We start from the raw sequence: 16986 nt of genomic DNA on the forward strand, positions 1-16986 counted from the left end.
TTTATAAAGAAGTGGGGATTTTAGCTGATTATTTAAAAATAGGTAATTTTTTTAACACAGCACAAACTGGAAGCGCTATACACATACCTACAACAATCTGAACGAGATTCCCGGGAATAGACCCTAATGGGATAACCCAACTACCAAATATAACTCGTTCGCAAATATAATAAACTGCTAACATAACTGGTGCTGAAACTATTGTTCCAACTAGATTGAAGACATAGCTGTTTCCATTACGACCGTTGGACCAAGCAATTTTTCCTACAATATACCCTTGAAGTCCTCGAGCAACAATAGTGAAAGGAGCCCATAATGTCCATCCCATCATTATATCGAATAACCCCATCCCAACAGCCCCAGCAATTGCACCTTTTTTAGGACCAAATAAAATAGAGGCGATAAAGAGCATGGCTGTACCAAGATGAACTAAACCGCCGTTTGCAGAGATAGGCAGTTTAATATTGAGCATAACTGTTGCAACAAATACGAGAGCGATTAACATAGAAGTGATAATTAAATCGGTAGTATTGGATTTTGAATAACTATTTATTGAGTTCATAATTTTATACCTTTCTTTCTTTATGTATTTGTCGATAACTTTATCAAAATTATGACACTTGTAAAAGCGTCAGTTTAGAACAAAACTTAAAGGTCAGTTTTGGTGTAGGATGAAATAATATCATTAAAAAAAGCGATGTATTCAACAATTAATTTGTCGAATGCATCGCTCAAAAGTAGTGATTTTATTTTGTATAGTTATCAAAGTAACCTTGGATGAAAACAATCGGTGTCCCTTTGTCGCCACTTCCAGAAGTTAAGTCAGATAACGAACCAATAAGATCTGTTAGTTTTCGAGGAGTTGTCCCTTGTGCTTCCATCGCTCCTACAAGATCTTCATTTTTATTGTTAATAAACTCGGAAATAGCTTGTTTTAGTTCTTCGCCTCTTAAATCGGCAAAATTATTATCCGCAAGATATTTTAATTTCACTTCATTTGGAGTACCATCAAGACCTGCAGTATAAGCAGGGGATACAACTGGATCCGCAAGTTCCCAAATCTTACCTACTGGATCTTTAAATGCTCCATCTCCATACACCATAACTTCCACATTTTTACCTGTTTTTTCTTTTAAAATCTGCTGTATATTATCAACAAGTGGTTGACAATTACGAGGGAAAAGTTTCACGCTATCTTCTGTTGATTTATTTGATCCTAGTAGACCATATGCTTCATTAAATCCACTGCCATCAATAGATGTTGATAAGATATCATCCAGACCGTAAATTTTCTCTCCACCATTTGCTTTTAAGATTCTTTTCGTTCTGAATCTTGTATGGATATCACAAGTCAGGACATTTTTAGTGTAGTCTAATATAGTTTTCGCGTTATTTGAGAAAATTACTTCACATTCCACACCGAATTCTTCGATTAATGATTTGTAATACTCAATATAGTCGACTCCAGTAAAGGTATGTTTAATATAACCAAAATGATCACGGAATTGTTTTTCTGTTAGAACATCCGTCCATGGATTAACGCCTTTTTCGTCCAGTAAATCTATGTCTACCAAGTGATTTCCAACTTCGTCCGATGGATAGCTTAACATTAATACAACTTTTTTAGTACCTTTCGCTATGCCGCGAAGGATGTTTGCAAATCGATTACGACTTAAAATAGGGAAGATAACACCAACTGTTTCCTCTCCAAATTTTGCCTTTACATCTTGTGCAATATGATCAATCGTCGCGTAATTTCCTTGTGCACGAGCAACGATGGATTCTGTTAACGTAACGATATCTTTGTCTTGAATCGTAAAGTCTTCTACTTCAGAAGCTTTTAATACGCTATCTACAACGATTTCTTCGATTTTATCTCCCTGATTGATAATCGGGCAACGAAGGCCTCTTACAACTGTTCCAACAACTCTTTCCAAAATGATCGCTCCTTAATAAGCATAAAAATTTAATATCAAATCGTGCCTACTTGTACTATACATGAAATTAATGGTATAAGTAAAATGAATATATTATATAGTAGGTATAAGAGGTGCTTATGTGGTAAGTAAATTAGATTTATATAAAGTGTTTTATAAAGTCGCCCTTTGTAAAAGTTTTTCGAAGGCTGCAAAAGATCTCTATATGACACAACCAGCAGTTAGCCAATCCATCATGCAGTTAGAAAGAGAATTAGATATCCGTCTTTTTAATCGAACACCAAGGGGAGTATCTTTGACAAATGAGGGGAGTCTTCTATTTGAGTATGTGAGCTCTGCAATGAACTTAATCGATGTTGGGGAAGAAAAGATGTTTGAATTTAAGCATTTGACAGCCGGTGAATTGAAAATAGGCGTCGGGGATACCATTTCTAGATATTATTTACTTCCGTATTTAGAAGCTTTTCATATGAAGTATCCAAATATTAAATTCAAAATTGAGAACGGTACGACATTGGAGCTTTGTTCGTTATTAAAATCTGGAGCAGTGGATATTGCGATTTGTAATTTCCCGCTTGAAGATACGACGTTGGAACAAATTCCATGTATTGATATTCAAGATATATTTGTGTGTGGAGAAAAATATAAAAAGCTACTATCTGACCCGATAAGTCTAGAGGAAATGGTGAAACTTCCATTAATATTATTGGAACCTAGTTCAATCTCTAGAAAGTATGTAGAAGATTATATATTATCTAAGGGGATAAAGATCGCTCCTGAATTTGAATTAGGTTCACACGATTTATTATTAGAATTTGCTCGTATTAATTTAGGTATAGCTTGTGTAACAAAAGAATTTTCAGGGGAATATATAAACAAAGGATTACTAAACGAAGTACCTTTAATGGAAAAAATTCCAAAGAGAAATATTGGTGTATGTTATTTAAAGAGTGTGTCCTTGTCACAAGCGTCAAAAAAGTTCGTGGAGATTATAGAAAATAAATAAACATAATAGAGTTATGCAAGAAAAACAGTTATCAAACGCAATGGTTTGATAACCTTATTTAATTGGGCTCAGTTAAGGAAAAAGATTGATTTGTCCTTAATGAATGGGGAGAATAGGTATTATTTTACACGCTTTAAAGGGGAAATGACAATGTTATAAAAAAATCTTTCCCATTTAGCTAACAAACCTTTCCCATTTTCACCACGTTGTATTTCAATTTCGTGGTTTTTATGAAATTTTGCTACTTGTTTATTATGATTTTTATGCCTTTGATGGAGAGCTGGTTGATTCATTTTTATTCCTCCCCCGATTATTACCATAATTATATCTCTAGGATCGATAATTACAAAGTTATTTTAATCAACAAGTTTTGATAAAAAGAAGCAAAATTTATGGAGAAAATTACGCAACGTAAAAGGAGATGCGATATTTGGAATTGAACGCTGAAGAAGAACAATGTCGCAGTACGACTATAATGTGTAATAAATGAGAAGGTGTTTATATCATTAAAGGGGCTTTACTTCAAGAAGAGATAAGCCTTTTTCATATGAAAGAAATCGGGCAGGATTAAATTACTTGTTTATAACAATTTTATTTTTAATCCCAGTAATGGCATTCAGTATTATTTCGATATGGCAATATTTAACTCCAACTACGGGTTATTCGTTTATGGTTAAAACCTACATACACTGAGGGACTTAAAGTAGATGAGGCATATGTAAAGCATTCCTTAATAATCAGAGGCGTTTTTTTCACTGGCAATACTGGAATCTTACTATTGTTTTAATCGTCTCGTTGTTAACACTAAAATTTGAATACAGGATATTGCAAAATAACAGGAACATAGGAGGTATGAAAGTTGAAAATCCGAAAAATAGATCATGTTGGTGTAATCGTAAATGATCTCTCTGCCGCTAAGGAGTTTTTTCTCGATTTTGGACTTGAGGTCAAAGGGGAATGGGAAATGGAAGGTGAGTTGATGGGATATGCAGTTGGGCTTAATGATGCTAAAGTAGCGTGTGTAGGATTAGGAACGCCAGGCGGTCAGACATGGATAGAGCTAATCAAATTTTATTCACCTTCAGACGAAAAAGATATTCAGCAAACCTTTGCAAATTCACTGGGTATCCGACATATTGCATTTACTGTGGAGGACATTGAAGCTGTTATTGCCAAACTGAAAAAGAAGGGCACGGAACTCTTTAGTGAGATACGGAAATATGAAGAAAGTTATAAATTATGCTACGTTCGTGGTCCTGAAGGAATTATTTTGGAACTGGCCGAGGAAATCAAATAAGTAATGTTAATTATAAAGAAAGTACGACTCTTTGTTACTTTCTATTTTTAAAATTTGAGAAGAAATGCACTTTAACGAACAGGTGCTTTAGTATAATAGACAGAAAAAATGAGCTTGGAAAATTCTTTATGCTCATTTTTCTATATACAATCAACTATTAACCATAACATAGCATTTAATTGTTATTCCTTACAAAAAATCCTTCTGTTTCGGACCAATCGCAATAGGCAATACTTTGAAGTTGAGTATACCCTTGTTCTGATAGTTTTGTGACTAGCCAAGTACGATCTTTTCCGATTGAATTTAGCATATCATCTTTCACTTCACCTTCATCGATCAATAATACAGTTGGTTCCTGATCCCTTGCATTTGTTTGGAAATCTCCATTTTTTATCGGTTCATAATCCACATATTTATTGATCGTTACATCTCCTCCGGGTTCTAAAAAAAGATCGCGTATTTCACGCAAGGAGAAGACACCTTGCTTTCTTAGTGCGGAACGCAGTTGTTCCATTTCGAGATTATGCTTATTAAATTTTTTCATGTCTAACTTACCGTCACTGATCAGTTGGACGGGTTCTCCTTTTAGCAGTACACGTATTGGGTTCCATTGTTTAGCTGCTTTTTCAATGATAAATATGAGGATTGCCCACAAAGCAATCGCAAAAAGGAAATGGGTGATTTTTACTTTCTCGTCAAATAAGCTTTCTTCCAGTATTCCACCTAGTACGATTGTATAAATAAAATCGTAAGGTGTCAGTTGAGCAAGCTCTTTTTTACCTAGAAGCCTAATAACAATCAGTAAAGCAGCCAGTCCAATTGTAAGTTTCAATAGTATATCGAGATACAATTGAGCTCATCTCCATTCGGATAATATATAAGGATATACCCCTATTTTGTAGAACATAATCTTATGTTTAAATATTCATGTTTTAGATACTTGTGAAGTATACTTTAATAGGGTATTATAACTAATATTTAACAGGGAATTTAGAAGGCGAGAGAGATTAATATGAAAATCATAACAGTTGAAAATATCGTTCGGACATTTTCATTTGATGTGTTAACAGGAATAGATCAGTTACATCGTATACTGAAAAAATCAAAAGTCCGTCGACCCGGGTTAGAATTTATGGATAAATTCGATTTTATCGCAACAGAACATGTCCAAATATTAGGGAAAAATGAAATTAATTATTTACATACACTTTCCGAGGAAGAATGCAAATTACGTATCGGCAATATTGTTCAATACGATCCACCATGCATTATCATCACATCCAATCAAGAAGAGCCACTGGGATTAATCCATTATTGCGTAGAAAAGAAAATTCCAGTATTGCGCACACATGACTCGACAAGTGAGGTCAGTGCAAAACTAGATGCTTATGCGGTAAAAGCGATGGCAGAAGAAATTGCGATCCATGGTGTTTGTGTAAATGTAGCTGGAATGGGTATTTTGTTGCGTGGTAAATCGGGTGTCGGGAAAAGTGAAACGGCTCACACGTTAATTGGGCGCGGCCATCGTTTAGTAGCTGATGATATCGTCGTATTGAAGAAGCTCAGTCCGCAAACGTTACTGGGCTCGCATAATGAAAAAAACAAAGAATTTCTTGCTTTGCGAAGCATCGGTTTATTAAATGTAGTACGTTTATATGGAAGAGCTGCATTCCAAGATGAAACACGGATTGCGCTGGATATCGAGTTAACGAAATGGGAACATAATGCGCTGAATAATGAACTAGAATTGGAAACGAAATTTATCGAATATATGGGAGTCCAAATTCCACATATTCAAATTCAATTACAACCTGGAAGAGATGTTGCTGGATTAATAGAAGCGGCGGCAAATAACTGGTATTTGAAGCAACAAGGCTACAGCGCGGCGGAAGAATTCGTGAAACGTCTAGGGCAAGATTTCGATAAATAAAGTAAATCGATTATCAATAGGTTACTAGATTAAAGAATAGATCAAAATATTTTTTCTAATACGGGACATCCTCAGAAGCGCGAGGATATCCCGTATTTTACTTAATCCACTGTAACGGAAAGTTCTTTTAAACGTAATGATGGGGAACCGTAACCACCTGGTAGGAAATTTAAGTCGGATCCTATTTCTTCGATATTATTAATCAAATCGAAGAAGTTACCAGCTATTGTCATCTGTTTAACTGGTGTCGATATGTTGCCGTCTTTAATATGAAACCCGGCTGCAGCAACCGAAAAATCCCCTGAAATCGTATTTGTACCAGAATGTAGTCCTGACAAATCTGTAATGAGTACTCCGTTTGCAATAGAAGTAATTAGATCATCCTTGCTTTTTTCACCAGGTGCAATGAACATATTAAGAGGTGCTATAGTGAGTGTGCTTTTATAAGATGCTTTATGTGCGTGACCTGTTGTTTCTACACCATCAATTTTTGCCGTTTTTCGGTTATGAAGTAGTGTTTCGAGAATGCCGTTTGAAACAATGTTCCTTGTTTTAGTTGCAACACCTTCTCCATCGAAATTCGATCCTGCAACGGCATCCGGATGGAAGGGATCATCAAGCAAGGTAAAAACATCTGATGCAACTTTCTTTCCGACTTTCCCTTTCAAAAGGGACTGATCCTTTTGCGTGTTTTCTGCTGAAAATATTGGTGTAAACGTTGCTAGCAAAGATGCTGCCGCGTCATGTCGCATAATAATTGGGTATTTTCCAGTTGGAATAGATTGTTCACGGAGGTGAGACAATGCTTCTTCTGCTGCTTCTTTTGCGATTTTATCTGCATCGAGGGAACCGAAATCACGTGTCAATTTTATAAAGCTGCCTGTTTTCATTTCTTCGCCATCTTTGACAACTGCGGAAATAAAAATAACTAATCCATTCTTTTTTTCTTTCAAAGAAAGACCTTTATTGTTGGCCAACATGCGATCTCCAGCAAAGTCTTGTAGAACGCAGTAGTTAAGCGTCACAATCCGTGGATCATACGCGAGCACTTTCTTTTCAATAGATTTAATAAGGTCAATCTTTTCTGGAATTTGAATCTTTGCAAGCTCCTCACTGTAAAATGAATGATTAGCATATTCTTTACTACCACCGAAAATATCTGATCCATCGTCTTCATCTAGTACGTCCGCATTTGCTTTTGCGCTTTCAATTAAAAAGGGGATTGAATCTTCATCGATTTTTTCCGTATATGCATAGCCCATTTTTCCGTTAAATAAACCCCTAAGTCCGAGACCGCCCTCTTCAGAAGTTTCGTAGCTATCAATTTCTCCTTCAAAAATCATACATTGAAATGAGTCCGAACGTTCATAATACACTTCAGCTTCCTTGAAGCCAGCTTCTATTGCTTTACTTAGTAGTTCTTCTTGAAACTCTATGATTTGCATGATTTATTCCCCCTTCGTCCCACCGACTGTAATTTCACTGATACGAATCATCGGCTGCCCGACATTGACTGGAAGGCTTCCACTTATTGAACCGCACATTCCTGCACCATGGGCAAGATTATTGCCGACTTTATCGACTAACTGTAATGTTTTCGCTCCATTCCCAATAAGAGTTGCACCACGAACAGGTCGATCAATTTTCCCGTTTTTCACAAGATAAGCCTCCGAAACAGCGAAATTATAATCTCCTGTAGCTGGATTTACAGAACCGCCACCCATATACTTTGCATATAGTCCATTTTCAGTCGATGCAATAATTTCTTCCGGTGTTGAAGTACCTGGTGCAATATACGTGTTTGTCATACGTGAAGTCGGGTTGAATCGGTATGATTCACGGCGAGAAGATCCTGTTGCTTCTGCATTCATTCGACGGGCATTAAACTTATCAATAAGATATCCTTTTAAAATCCCATTTTCTATTAAGACATTTTTTCGTGTCTTTTCACCTTCATCATCGATATTTAAGGAACCCCATTCATTTGGCAGAGTACCGTCATCGATATATGTCACGATATCAGGTGCAACTTTTTCACCAATTCGATTTGCGAAAACAGAATTATTTTTAGCAACAGAAGTAGCTTCTAATCCGTGTCCACACGCTTCGTGAAAAATAACGCCGCCAAATTCATTGTCGATAATGACAGGGAATTTTCCACTTGGACATTCATCTGCTCCAAGCATCGTGATCGCAATACGGGCTGCTTCTCCTGCATAATGATCTAAATCTAGTTTCTCAATAAACTCGAAACCTGCATGTGCGCCTGGACCGTAAAATCCGGTCTGCATTTCCACGCCATCAGAAGCGGTAGCTTGGATGGACAGCCTACTATGGACACGAGTATCTTCCACAAATTTTCCTTCTGAATTTGCAATAAGTACATGCTGTTCTTCGTCTATATAACGTAGCCCTACTTGACAGATTCGTTCATCGTAATTTCTAGCAATCTCATTTGCTTTTCTCATAACGGCTACTTTCCTAGCATGTTCCACAGTTTTTGGCATTTGTTCAATTTGGTGAATAGGATGGAATATTTCTTTTCTGAGTGGATGAATAGTTCCATTTATGCCATCTTTTATAGCAAGTGCTGCACGTTTTGCTGCAAGTAGTAAGCCTTCTTCGGAAAAATCAGTCGTATAAGTATAAATGCTTTGCAAACCTGAAAAAATACGAATGCCTATGCCAAAATCACGACCGGAAATACTTTTCTCTATTTTTCCGCTTTGCAATTCCAATCTGTTTACATACTTATCTTCAATGAATACTTCCGAAAAATCACCGCCATTCGATAGTGCGGCTTCTAACACGTTTTCAATGATGGATTGTTTGATCATATTTGTTTCCCCCTTCAACTTATAATTATAGCTTAAGGCTTTTAAGAATACACTTACTAGAAAGATAATTTTGTATTTTCAGTTATTTATAGATGCAGTTTTAGTTCAGTTTCGTTGCTTATTTCGATTCAGGCTTTCTGCGAGAGAGGGGAGTACAGCGGTTGCGGTGAATTGTGTAATGTAGCACGACGGTCTTCATTAAACTGTTAATTAGAATACCGCCATGTCTCTTCAAAAGAAGTAATACATGTTTGATTTAGCTATTACTTCAATCATTGGAATTCCTAAATGGTCTGCCGTCTCTTGATAGGACATTGGACAGGAGCTTGAGACTAGTTCATGAATGAGATCCATTTGGGATTCCCATTCACTAGTATCCATACTATCGTATCTATAAAAATATACTTTCTGTAATGAAGCATAATAATCTGCTGCTTCTTGGACGGTAACTTCATCTTCGTTTAACTCGTTAAGTGCTTTTAAAGTCTTCTGAAGTAAAGGATATTGAGCGGCTAGCGCCTGCTTTGCTTCTTGGTCTCCGATGAAGAAATCTAACCATTTTCTTTTCTCGGAGTTGTTTTCTACTATTGCAAAGTATTTCATATGGATAGCATGTACCTCATAGTGATCTGAATAACAACTACCATCATGTGTTATAGCTTTTTGCATTTTATGTCTGGAATCCAATATCGTACTGAAGTCGAAAAAGTACATGACAATTTTAGGAGTATGGCCAATATTACCTTGTACAACTTGTCTTACATACTCTTTTTCCCATGTCATAGTCATCTGTTTATAGTACTTTTCGGAGTGAATAAGATGAATTTCTATATTATAAAGCTTCCCCTTATCCGTTTTAACATCGACAGAAAACTCTTCAAAAAATTCATGTCCAAGATAATTAGAATCCTTTACTCTTTCGACTTCGATTATATTTAAATCTAAAAATGGCCGAATGAAATCAAGTAAAAGATCATAGTTTTCTGCTTTTCTGAATATTTTTTTGAAAACATACATGTTTCTCAAATCAAGTGAATTTTGCATATAATCTTTATGAAACTCATTAACTTCCATTCTCATTGTAAAATCCTCCTTTTTAAAAATTATAGAACATATATTCTGTTTATTCGAATATTTTAATGCATAATAAAAAAACATGCCACCGCAATTTACGGCGACATGCTTTTTTATTATTGAAGAATATTGGAAGTGGTTGTGTTATTAGCGGCTGTTTTTGACACAGCGTCTATGACAGAAGCATCAATTGGTGGTGTCGAGTTAGTTTTTTGAGTTTTATTATTAGTTGTGGAAGTAGCTTGTTTCTTTGCATTGTTGTTTGTAACCGAAGCTGTTTTTGTATTGTCCGCATTCGCAGAAGCATTTTTCTTTCCACTAGAGGATGCGGTTGCAGTATTCTGTGTGTTGGCACTCGCATTGGAAGTAGTTGCTTTGTTCGATGCTCCGCTCGTCGCTGCCGATTGTGTTCCTCCGTTATTTCCTCCAGTAGCATTTTGTGATCCCGCCATTGCTGCTACATCGTTGATCATTTGTCCAACTTTCGGTGCTACAGTTTGAGCTATATCACCAATAGTTTGAGCAGTTGTCCCGCTTGTCATTTGTTGGGAAGCATTTGCACTGGTTAGTTTTTGAGCGAGATTCCCGACCATTTGCATAAGGTTTCCACCCATTTGTTTCGTTCCACTATTGGAAGCACTTTGCCCAGAACTTGCTCCACTAGCCATCGCCGTTCCAGCACCAGAAGAAGTACCTTGGGAAGTATTGTTACTCATCATAGTGTCCATCATACTACTCATAGCTTTTCTTGGGCAAAATTTTGTAGCGCCTTCTGCTGCTTTCATCGAACCAAATAAAACAAGCATTTTCCCTGTTCTGCTTTTAGGTTCACGCAATAATTTAACAGTACCATAAGCGGTCAGGATAGAGCCCAACATGAAACGGGCATAGGCAGTGCTCGGACTAATGTTTTGTTGATTTTTTGCCATCTGTGTGATTCCTCCTATCTGTATTTAAACCATGTTTTTATTGCCTTCTCCGTTTCAATTTTATAGTCCCCAATCCTATTTAAAATATGTGTCTTTGTTCGACAGTCATGTTGGTCATTCATTTTTTAATCATTTGTTCTTGTGCCATTCTAATCATTTCTTTCACCATACTGCCACCGATTGGGCCGCCAATTTTTCCAGCTTGTTCAGCTGTAAGTTTGCCGTTATAACCATTTTTTAATGGGATGCTTAGTTCTTCTGCTATTTCGTATTTAACATCATTTGGTTTGTCCATATTTACCTCATAACCTTGTTCTTTCATCACGCGGGCTTTTAGTTTGTCTAATTCTTCTCGAGCAGAGGGAACTAATATTTTATTTCTACTTGCCATTTTTTTCACTCCTTTACCTGTTAGTATTTCCTGAAAATGAAGGATTACACGTTTTTTAATGAAGGGATGATTATCTTTCATTCTTTTGATGATTATGATTAACTAGTTACATAGCTTGAAAAATAGAATGTTAAAGGAGTGCAAATAATGGCAAAAACTACATTTGCAATAATCGGCACAGGAGTTGTGGGGGAACGTATTATTAATCAGATTTCTGCCCATGCTAATTGTGAAATCGTATCGGTATTTGATGAAAATAAAACAAGACTAGATGAAATTACGACAAAATATCAGCTTCCGGTTGCAGAATCGCTAGAAAGGCTTTTACAAACGCGTCCAGATTGGATTTACATTGGAACTCCACCTGTCAGCCACGCGCCTTTATCCGAACAAATAGCAGCATATGGATTGAACATTCTTTCTGAAAAGCCACTTGCTCATGATGTGAAGGATGGAATGCGGATGGTAACAGTGGCAGCTGAAGCTAACGTACAAACAGCGATGCATTTCCCGTTAATGTATAGTCCGGTTGTACATAGTCTCAACAATGCAATAGTTGCAAAAGAACTTGGGGATATCGTTCGCATTGAACTGCATACATACTTAGCAAATTGGCCTAGAAAATGGCAACAAAATCCTTGGATTGGCACAAGAGAACAAGGTGGTTTCATAAGAGAAATATTTCCACATTATCTTCAACTTATGTATCATCTTTTCGGAAACTTTACAATTTCCTCGCATAAGACGACTTATCCAGCAGACATGGAACTTTGTGAGACGGGTGTAACAGCATTCGCAAAAACAGAAAATGGAATACCGATTGTATTAAATGGCTTATCAGGAATTGGACAAGAGGAACGTCTTGAGTTTAAAGTTTTTGGAACAAAAAAAGTGATGACTATCCGGAATTGGTCAGAGCTTTGGATCAGTGAGAAAGATCAAGAAGCTGTACAAGTAAATCCTAGCATTCAGCCTAATAGTCTAATAGATGCATGTCATCGAACATTAAATGGTCAAGAAGCATTCATCGTTTCGTTTGAAGAAGGATTGAAGGTGCAAGAGTGGATTGACCAGTTATTGAATTAAAAACTTTCCCTGTGACATACACAATTTAGACATGATGCATAGTACTGTCTTAGTTGTATATGTCACAGGGAATAACAACCATGACAGCCTTAGCATTTTAAGCTATAATAAGTATCGTTGCAATCGCCCTTCCAATAATAGAAAGGTGTTTTTTTTATGATTCAATTACATAATGTAACTAAAAATTATGCATATTTTCGGGCTATTAACTCCGTAACTTTGCAGATTAATAAAGGGGATATCTACGGAATTATCGGAGCAAGTGGAGCAGGAAAATCTACTTTATTGAGACTCATGAATTTGCTGGAAATTCCCGATGAAGGGGAAGTAGAAGTAAATGGTCAAATATTAACTAAATTGAACAGCAAACATCTACGAGAAGCACGAAAATCTATTGGGGTGATCTTCCAACAGTTCAATCTAGTGGCGAATAAAACAGTTTTCGAGAATGTAGCCGTGTCTTTAGAATTGGCAAAGTTTCCGAAAAAAGAGCGTCGAGATCGCATTATAGAATGTCTGCAATTTGTTGGACTAGAAAATTTTATTTCCAAATATCCAGCACAATTAAGTGGAGGTCAAAAGCAGCGTGTTGCAATTGCAAGAGCACTAGCAAATAATCCGCAAGTTTTGTTATGTGATGAACCAACCTCTTCACTTGATCCTCATACAACTTCGGAAATATTAGAAGTATTAGAAAAGGTAAATAAAAGTTTTGGGGTTACAATTGTTCTTGTTAGTCATGAAATGGACGTGATTAAAAGTATATGTAATCGCGTAACGGTAATGGCAGATGGAGAAATATATGACACCTTATCAATTGAACCAAAAAAGATGCTAAGTACAGACAATAGTCCAAAGTACTTTGTGGAACAACTAACAAAGGATGGTGGGATGGACCATGCCTGAAATATTAGTTCAATATGAAGCGGAAATTTGGTCGTCTATTGGAGAAACTTTTATAATGGTCGGTGTTTCTATTTTAGCAGCGATAGTATTAGGACTCCCAGTTGGAACATTACTTTTCCTATGTAGGAAGGGACAAATACTAGAGAATAAAATCATTTTCTCATCATTGAATTTATTGGTAAATATTATACGTTCTTTTCCTTTCCTATTATTGGTTGTCTTTTTAATCCCATTTACAAGATTCATCATTGGGACTGCGATTGGCACAGCGGCTGCAACTATTCCATTAGCCATCATAGCTATTGCGCATTATTCACGTTTAGTCGAGCAATCTTTACTGGACGTACCAAAGGGTGTACTGGAAGCAGCGATTTCAATGGGTGCGTCTGTGAAGGAAATTATTTTTAAATTCCTCTATGTGGAGGCTCGGTCGGGTCTCGTTCTCGGATTGACAACATCTATTATTAGTTTTATTTCCTATTCCACTATTATGGGCGTGGTAGGAGGAGGCGGTATAGGGGACTTTGCAATACGGTATGGCTATCAACAATTTAAAACAGACTTAATGATGTATATGATAATAATTATGGTCATTCTTGTGCAACTCATTCAGTTTATTGGAACTACTGTATCTAGAAAAATAGATAAAAGATAAATGGAGGAAAATAGTTATGAAAAAACTACTTGTTTTAATCGCCTTGCTACTACTTGTTTTAGCTGGTTGCGGTAAAGATAATAAAGAGGCAAAAAATGATAATCCGCAAAATAATGAGAGCGAAGAAGTGACACTAAAAGTAGCTTCTTTAATACCACCAATGACAGAAATTCTCGAGCTGGTGAAACCGAAATTAGCAGAAGAAGGAATTAATTTGGAAATGGTTGTATTAGGTGATAATGTGCAACCTAATAGTGCACTTGCAGCAAAAGAAGTGGATGCAAACTTCTTCCAACATGTCCCGTTTATGGAACAATTCAATGCAAACAATAATGCAGATCTAGTTCCGATTGTACCAATTTATTTTGCAAATTACGGTGTGTATTCAAAACAATATGATTCGATGGACAAATTACCAGAAGGTGCAGCCATTGCTATAGCGAATGACGTTTCCAATATAGATCGTTCGTTAGCTTTGTTAGCGCAACATGATGTCATTAAGTTAAAGGAAAAGACAGGTCCATATTATACAATAGCTGATGTTATAGACAATCCAAAAAACTATCAATTTAAAGAAGTAGATTTGTTAATGTTAGCGAGAATGTACGATGATGCAGATGCTGTATTCATGTACCCTGCTTATGCTGCGCCACTTGGATTAACACCTAAAAGTGATGCGCTCCTTACAGAAGGAACAGAAAATGATTTTGCCATTACTTTAATTGCACGACAAGACAACAAGGACTGGGAGCCAATCCAAAAATTAGCCGAAGCGATGACTAGTCCAGAAGTACGCAAATTTTTAGAAGAAAATTATGATGAAACTGCAATTCCTGCATTTTAAATACATTCCCTGTATAAGACGCAATTCAGAAGCAATTCTGAGTTGCGTCTTATTTGTATATTAAACAGGGAATATGAATATACTGTTAAAATGAAAGAGGTGAAGAAATGAGCTTTAAGTTTGGCATTCTTATTTGTTTAATTATCATGTTTTTTATTGCGTGTATTACTTTTTATTTAGGAAAAAAAGTAGCCCATAGCTTAATGAAATATATTCCAGTCTTTTCTTTTGCTTCTGGGTTAATTTTTTATTATATCAAACTCCATTTTATTTCTTATAAACCGAATTCATTCGATAGTATCTACGATATGATTGCATTTATTATTCTTATAATTGTAGGTAGTATTGCTTTATTAGAGACAGTGATTATTGATATTGTAAAAAACAGCGAACTATTTGGGAAAAGTTATACAGCATTACGAAAAGCAATAACATTAGAAAATATAAAGAAAATATTTAAGTTCAAAATGCCTAGTGGTTTTCTTAGGAAGATTAGAAGTTAGAGAGTAGGCATGCATATGAGATGAAAGCCCTCAGTGATACGCACTTGAGGGTATTTGCCATGTAATCAATTATTGTTCTGCTAACTTTTGTGAGATCTTTTCTATTCTATCTTAATAACTATTAATTTGCTTGAGTGATAGGTTGAGAAGAGAACTGGGAGCAATGATAAAGTTTTTTCGATTATATCAATGGATTTTCAACTAGAATACGGTAATGGATATCAAAATCAAATGATAAACGCACGCTAAAAAGAACAGCCGCTAGAGGAATGTGAGAATCCCAAAAGCAGCTGTTCTTTCCAAGTGAATATTCATAAATATAAACCCGCCAAGAAAATGCCCAATGCCTCTTCATAAATCTCATCAAACTGGGTAAGTGGCAGCGGATTTGTTCCCGATCCAAGTTCCACCGTAAAACCGGGTCTTCGCCAGTCTTGGATGAACCAATCCTTGTAACCAGCGTAGCTTTCGATTGTTTGAACAGGTTCATATCCGCTAACTCTACTAAATTCTTTGACCATTGCTTCGGTTTCTGGCGGTTCTAGATTTTCAAATCCCCAATAAATAACTCTTCCTTGTGTATGAAAAGCTAATACTCTTGCAAAATCCTTATCTTTTGTTAAATCTGCCATTGCAATCGCTTCTGGTTCGGATAAAGGACTTTCACCACCATAATCTCTTGGACCAGGAGTTTTAGGGTTCCGGGCCCGTTCACGTTTCCACTCAGCAGGAAATTGATCATTTAAATCTACTCCGCGAATATTTGCTTTCCATCCTGAAAAGTCCATGCTGTCATTATTCCATTCAATCACATTGCTTCTAGAAGGTTCTTCGGTAGGAGGGCCATTTAATACCAAGTCAACACCATCTGGATTAACCATCGGAACAATAGAAAGGTTCGTTTGAACATACAATGGAGAAGTAGTGAGTCCTCGGATTGGACGTTGATTCGTTAAGGATAGTAAATAATCATTTAAAAAGGTTAAAAGTATTGGAGTAGTAATCCATTCGTTGGCATGGAAGGAGGCATTATAATGCACTTGTTTTTCTCCATTTCCAATTTCTATTTCAGGGATATCCTTACCTAAAACTGTATTACCTATGGAAGAAACGCGCAAAAATGGATAGATGGTTTGTAACCGTCTAATATCAAACATCATTGTATTGTAATCATAATCTTGTTTGCCACTAACGATTCTCCAGTCTACTCTTAGTGGAAGCTGAATTGTCTGCCCAATTTGCAAAAAGTTTGGATTCAGGTTTGGGTTGAGAAGCAAGATAGCATCTAAAGGAAGGTTACGACTACCAGACAATCTCCAAAGCGAGTCACCTGGTGTTATTTGATAAGTGACCGTAACAAATCCAGGAATTTGAATGAGTTGACCAACCGCTAATGTTTGAGCATTGACAGTGCGATTTGAATGAATAATTAATTGCAAGGGAATCATAAATAATTGGCTATAGTAATAGAGGGAATCACCACGTCTTACATGAACTTCCATGTACTTCCTCCTCATCATTGAAGTCTCCAAATATAAAAGTATATGTGTGATTGAAGCTTATTATTAAAAACTTTACCAGAAAGACAGTA

The 16986-nt window shown here is 36.3% G+C and carries 18 protein-coding genes; 8 read left to right on the forward strand and 10 right to left on the reverse strand.

Annotated elements, in window-relative coordinates; all coding sequences use genetic code 11:
- Positions 1-28: 28 nt before the first annotated feature.
- Positions 29-562, reverse strand: a complete 534-nt coding sequence (locus ACIQ38_RS04885; protein ID WP_402818777.1) for an ECF transporter S component — start codon at positions 560-562, stop codon at positions 29-31.
- 184 nt (positions 563-746) lie between these two features.
- Entirely contained in the window at positions 747-1937 is a 1191-nt protein-coding gene (locus ACIQ38_RS04890; protein ID WP_402818780.1) for a coenzyme F420-0:L-glutamate ligase, read from the reverse strand.
- Positions 1938-2058: 121 nt separating this feature from the next.
- Here ACIQ38_RS04890 and ACIQ38_RS04895 point away from each other — a divergent pair, with 121 nt between their 5' ends.
- The gene (locus tag ACIQ38_RS04895) at positions 2059-2943 is read left to right on the forward strand and encodes a LysR family transcriptional regulator (RefSeq protein ID WP_402818783.1); all 885 of its coding nucleotides are present in this window, start codon (positions 2059-2061) and stop codon (positions 2941-2943) included.
- A gap of 119 nt (positions 2944-3062) precedes the next feature.
- Here the strand turns inward: ACIQ38_RS04895 and ACIQ38_RS04900 are convergent, their stop codons facing one another.
- On the reverse strand, positions 3063-3236 hold the full coding sequence (locus tag ACIQ38_RS04900; protein WP_402818785.1) for a hypothetical protein: 174 nt from the start codon (positions 3234-3236) through the stop codon (positions 3063-3065).
- A gap of 566 nt (positions 3237-3802) precedes the next feature.
- Here ACIQ38_RS04900 and ACIQ38_RS04905 point away from each other — a divergent pair.
- Positions 3803-4240, forward strand: a complete 438-nt coding sequence (locus tag ACIQ38_RS04905; RefSeq protein WP_402818787.1) for a VOC family protein — start codon at positions 3803-3805, stop codon at positions 4238-4240.
- A gap of 175 nt (positions 4241-4415) precedes the next feature.
- On the opposite strand, the gene ACIQ38_RS04910 is transcribed toward ACIQ38_RS04905, so the two are convergent.
- Positions 4416-5090: a DUF421 domain-containing protein gene (locus tag ACIQ38_RS04910; protein ID WP_402818790.1), complete on the reverse strand. Its 675-nt coding sequence runs from the start codon at positions 5088-5090 to the stop codon at positions 4416-4418.
- A gap of 162 nt (positions 5091-5252) precedes the next feature.
- Here ACIQ38_RS04910 and hprK point away from each other — a divergent pair, with 162 nt between their 5' ends.
- Positions 5253-6170 carry an HPr(Ser) kinase/phosphatase gene (gene hprK / locus ACIQ38_RS04915; RefSeq protein WP_402818793.1) on the forward strand — a complete coding sequence of 306 codons (918 nt, stop codon included), beginning with the start codon at positions 5253-5255 and terminating at the stop codon, positions 6168-6170.
- Between the two features lie 101 nt (positions 6171-6271).
- Here hprK and ACIQ38_RS04920 read toward each other — a convergent pair whose 3' ends face one another.
- From ACIQ38_RS04920 to ACIQ38_RS04940, 5 genes are all read right to left on the reverse strand, one after another.
- Complete coding sequence (locus tag ACIQ38_RS04920; protein ID WP_402818796.1) at positions 6272-7615, reverse strand: TldD/PmbA family protein; 1344 nt, start codon at positions 7613-7615, stop codon at positions 6272-6274.
- A 3-nt stretch (positions 7616-7618) separates the two neighbouring features.
- Positions 7619-9007 carry a TldD/PmbA family protein gene (locus ACIQ38_RS04925; protein ID WP_402818799.1) on the reverse strand — a complete coding sequence of 463 codons (1389 nt, stop codon included), beginning with the start codon at positions 9005-9007 and terminating at the stop codon, positions 7619-7621.
- Between the two features lie 231 nt (positions 9008-9238).
- A complete protein-coding gene (locus ACIQ38_RS04930) occupies positions 9239-10087 on the reverse strand; it encodes a PD-(D/E)XK nuclease family transposase (RefSeq protein ID WP_402818802.1) in 849 nt (282 codons plus the stop codon).
- Positions 10088-10197: 110 nt separating this feature from the next.
- Entirely contained in the window at positions 10198-11010 is an 813-nt protein-coding gene (locus ACIQ38_RS04935) for a YgaP family membrane protein (protein WP_402818805.1), read from the reverse strand.
- Positions 11011-11128: 118 nt separating this feature from the next.
- Complete coding sequence (locus ACIQ38_RS04940) at positions 11129-11401, reverse strand: alpha/beta-type small acid-soluble spore protein (protein WP_402818808.1); 273 nt, start codon at positions 11399-11401, stop codon at positions 11129-11131.
- Between the two features lie 147 nt (positions 11402-11548).
- On the opposite strand from ACIQ38_RS04940, the gene ACIQ38_RS04945 reads away from it, so the two are divergent.
- The 5 genes from ACIQ38_RS04945 to ACIQ38_RS04965 all read left to right on the forward strand — a co-directional run bounded on the left by ACIQ38_RS04945 (position 11549) and on the right by ACIQ38_RS04965 (position 15395).
- Positions 11549-12487, forward strand: coding sequence for a Gfo/Idh/MocA family protein (locus tag ACIQ38_RS04945; protein WP_402818811.1), 939 nt, complete (start codon positions 11549-11551; stop codon positions 12485-12487).
- A gap of 156 nt (positions 12488-12643) precedes the next feature.
- Positions 12644-13393, forward strand: a complete 750-nt coding sequence (locus tag ACIQ38_RS04950) for a methionine ABC transporter ATP-binding protein (protein ID WP_402818814.1) — start codon at positions 12644-12646, stop codon at positions 13391-13393.
- On the forward strand, positions 13386-14048 hold the full coding sequence (locus ACIQ38_RS04955; RefSeq protein WP_402818817.1) for a methionine ABC transporter permease: 663 nt from the start codon (positions 13386-13388) through the stop codon (positions 14046-14048). Before ACIQ38_RS04950 ends, ACIQ38_RS04955 begins: the two co-directional genes overlap by 8 nt.
- Before the next feature lie 16 nt (positions 14049-14064).
- Positions 14065-14892, forward strand: coding sequence for a MetQ/NlpA family ABC transporter substrate-binding protein (locus ACIQ38_RS04960; protein WP_402818820.1), 828 nt, complete (start codon positions 14065-14067; stop codon positions 14890-14892).
- A gap of 107 nt (positions 14893-14999) precedes the next feature.
- Positions 15000-15395, forward strand: coding sequence for a hypothetical protein (locus ACIQ38_RS04965; RefSeq protein ID WP_402818823.1), 396 nt, complete (start codon positions 15000-15002; stop codon positions 15393-15395).
- Between the two features lie 311 nt (positions 15396-15706).
- Here ACIQ38_RS04965 and ACIQ38_RS04970 read toward each other — a convergent pair whose 3' ends face one another.
- Positions 15707-16897, reverse strand: coding sequence for a M14 family metallopeptidase (locus ACIQ38_RS04970; protein ID WP_402818826.1), 1191 nt, complete (start codon positions 16895-16897; stop codon positions 15707-15709).
- Positions 16898-16986: the final 89 nt, after the last annotated feature.

It is taken from the genome of Psychrobacillus sp. NPDC096389, from assembly GCF_044762855.1.
GTDB lineage: Bacteria > Bacillota > Bacilli > Bacillales_A > Planococcaceae > Psychrobacillus.

Excerpts from the sequence above, each read along its gene's own strand:
- ACIQ38_RS04885 (WP_402818777.1), bottom strand. The coding sequence starts at position 562 with ATGAACTCAATAAATAGTTATTCAAAATCCAATACTACCGATTTAATT.
- ACIQ38_RS04900 (WP_402818785.1), bottom strand. The coding sequence starts at position 3,236 with ATGAATCAACCAGCTCTCCATCAAAGGCATAAAAATCATAATAAACAA.
- hprK (WP_402818793.1), top strand. The coding sequence starts at position 5,253 with ATGAAAATCATAACAGTTGAAAATATCGTTCGGACATTTTCATTTGAT.
- ACIQ38_RS04920 (WP_402818796.1), bottom strand. The coding sequence starts at position 7,615 with ATGCAAATCATAGAGTTTCAAGAAGAACTACTAAGTAAAGCAATAGAA.
- ACIQ38_RS04925 (WP_402818799.1), bottom strand. The coding sequence starts at position 9,007 with ATGATCAAACAATCCATCATTGAAAACGTGTTAGAAGCCGCACTATCG.
- ACIQ38_RS04930 (WP_402818802.1), bottom strand. The coding sequence starts at position 10,087 with ATGAGAATGGAAGTTAATGAGTTTCATAAAGATTATATGCAAAATTCA.
- ACIQ38_RS04935 (WP_402818805.1), bottom strand. The coding sequence starts at position 11,010 with ATGGCAAAAAATCAACAAAACATTAGTCCGAGCACTGCCTATGCCCGT.
- ACIQ38_RS04940 (WP_402818808.1), bottom strand. The coding sequence starts at position 11,401 with ATGGCAAGTAGAAATAAAATATTAGTTCCCTCTGCTCGAGAAGAATTA.
- ACIQ38_RS04945 (WP_402818811.1), top strand. The coding sequence starts at position 11,549 with ATGGCAAAAACTACATTTGCAATAATCGGCACAGGAGTTGTGGGGGAA.
- ACIQ38_RS04950 (WP_402818814.1), top strand. The coding sequence starts at position 12,644 with ATGATTCAATTACATAATGTAACTAAAAATTATGCATATTTTCGGGCT.
- ACIQ38_RS04955 (WP_402818817.1), top strand. The coding sequence starts at position 13,386 with ATGCCTGAAATATTAGTTCAATATGAAGCGGAAATTTGGTCGTCTATT.
- ACIQ38_RS04960 (WP_402818820.1), top strand. The coding sequence starts at position 14,065 with ATGAAAAAACTACTTGTTTTAATCGCCTTGCTACTACTTGTTTTAGCT.
- ACIQ38_RS04965 (WP_402818823.1), top strand. The coding sequence starts at position 15,000 with ATGAGCTTTAAGTTTGGCATTCTTATTTGTTTAATTATCATGTTTTTT.
- ACIQ38_RS04970 (WP_402818826.1), bottom strand. The coding sequence starts at position 16,897 with ATGGAAGTTCATGTAAGACGTGGTGATTCCCTCTATTACTATAGCCAA.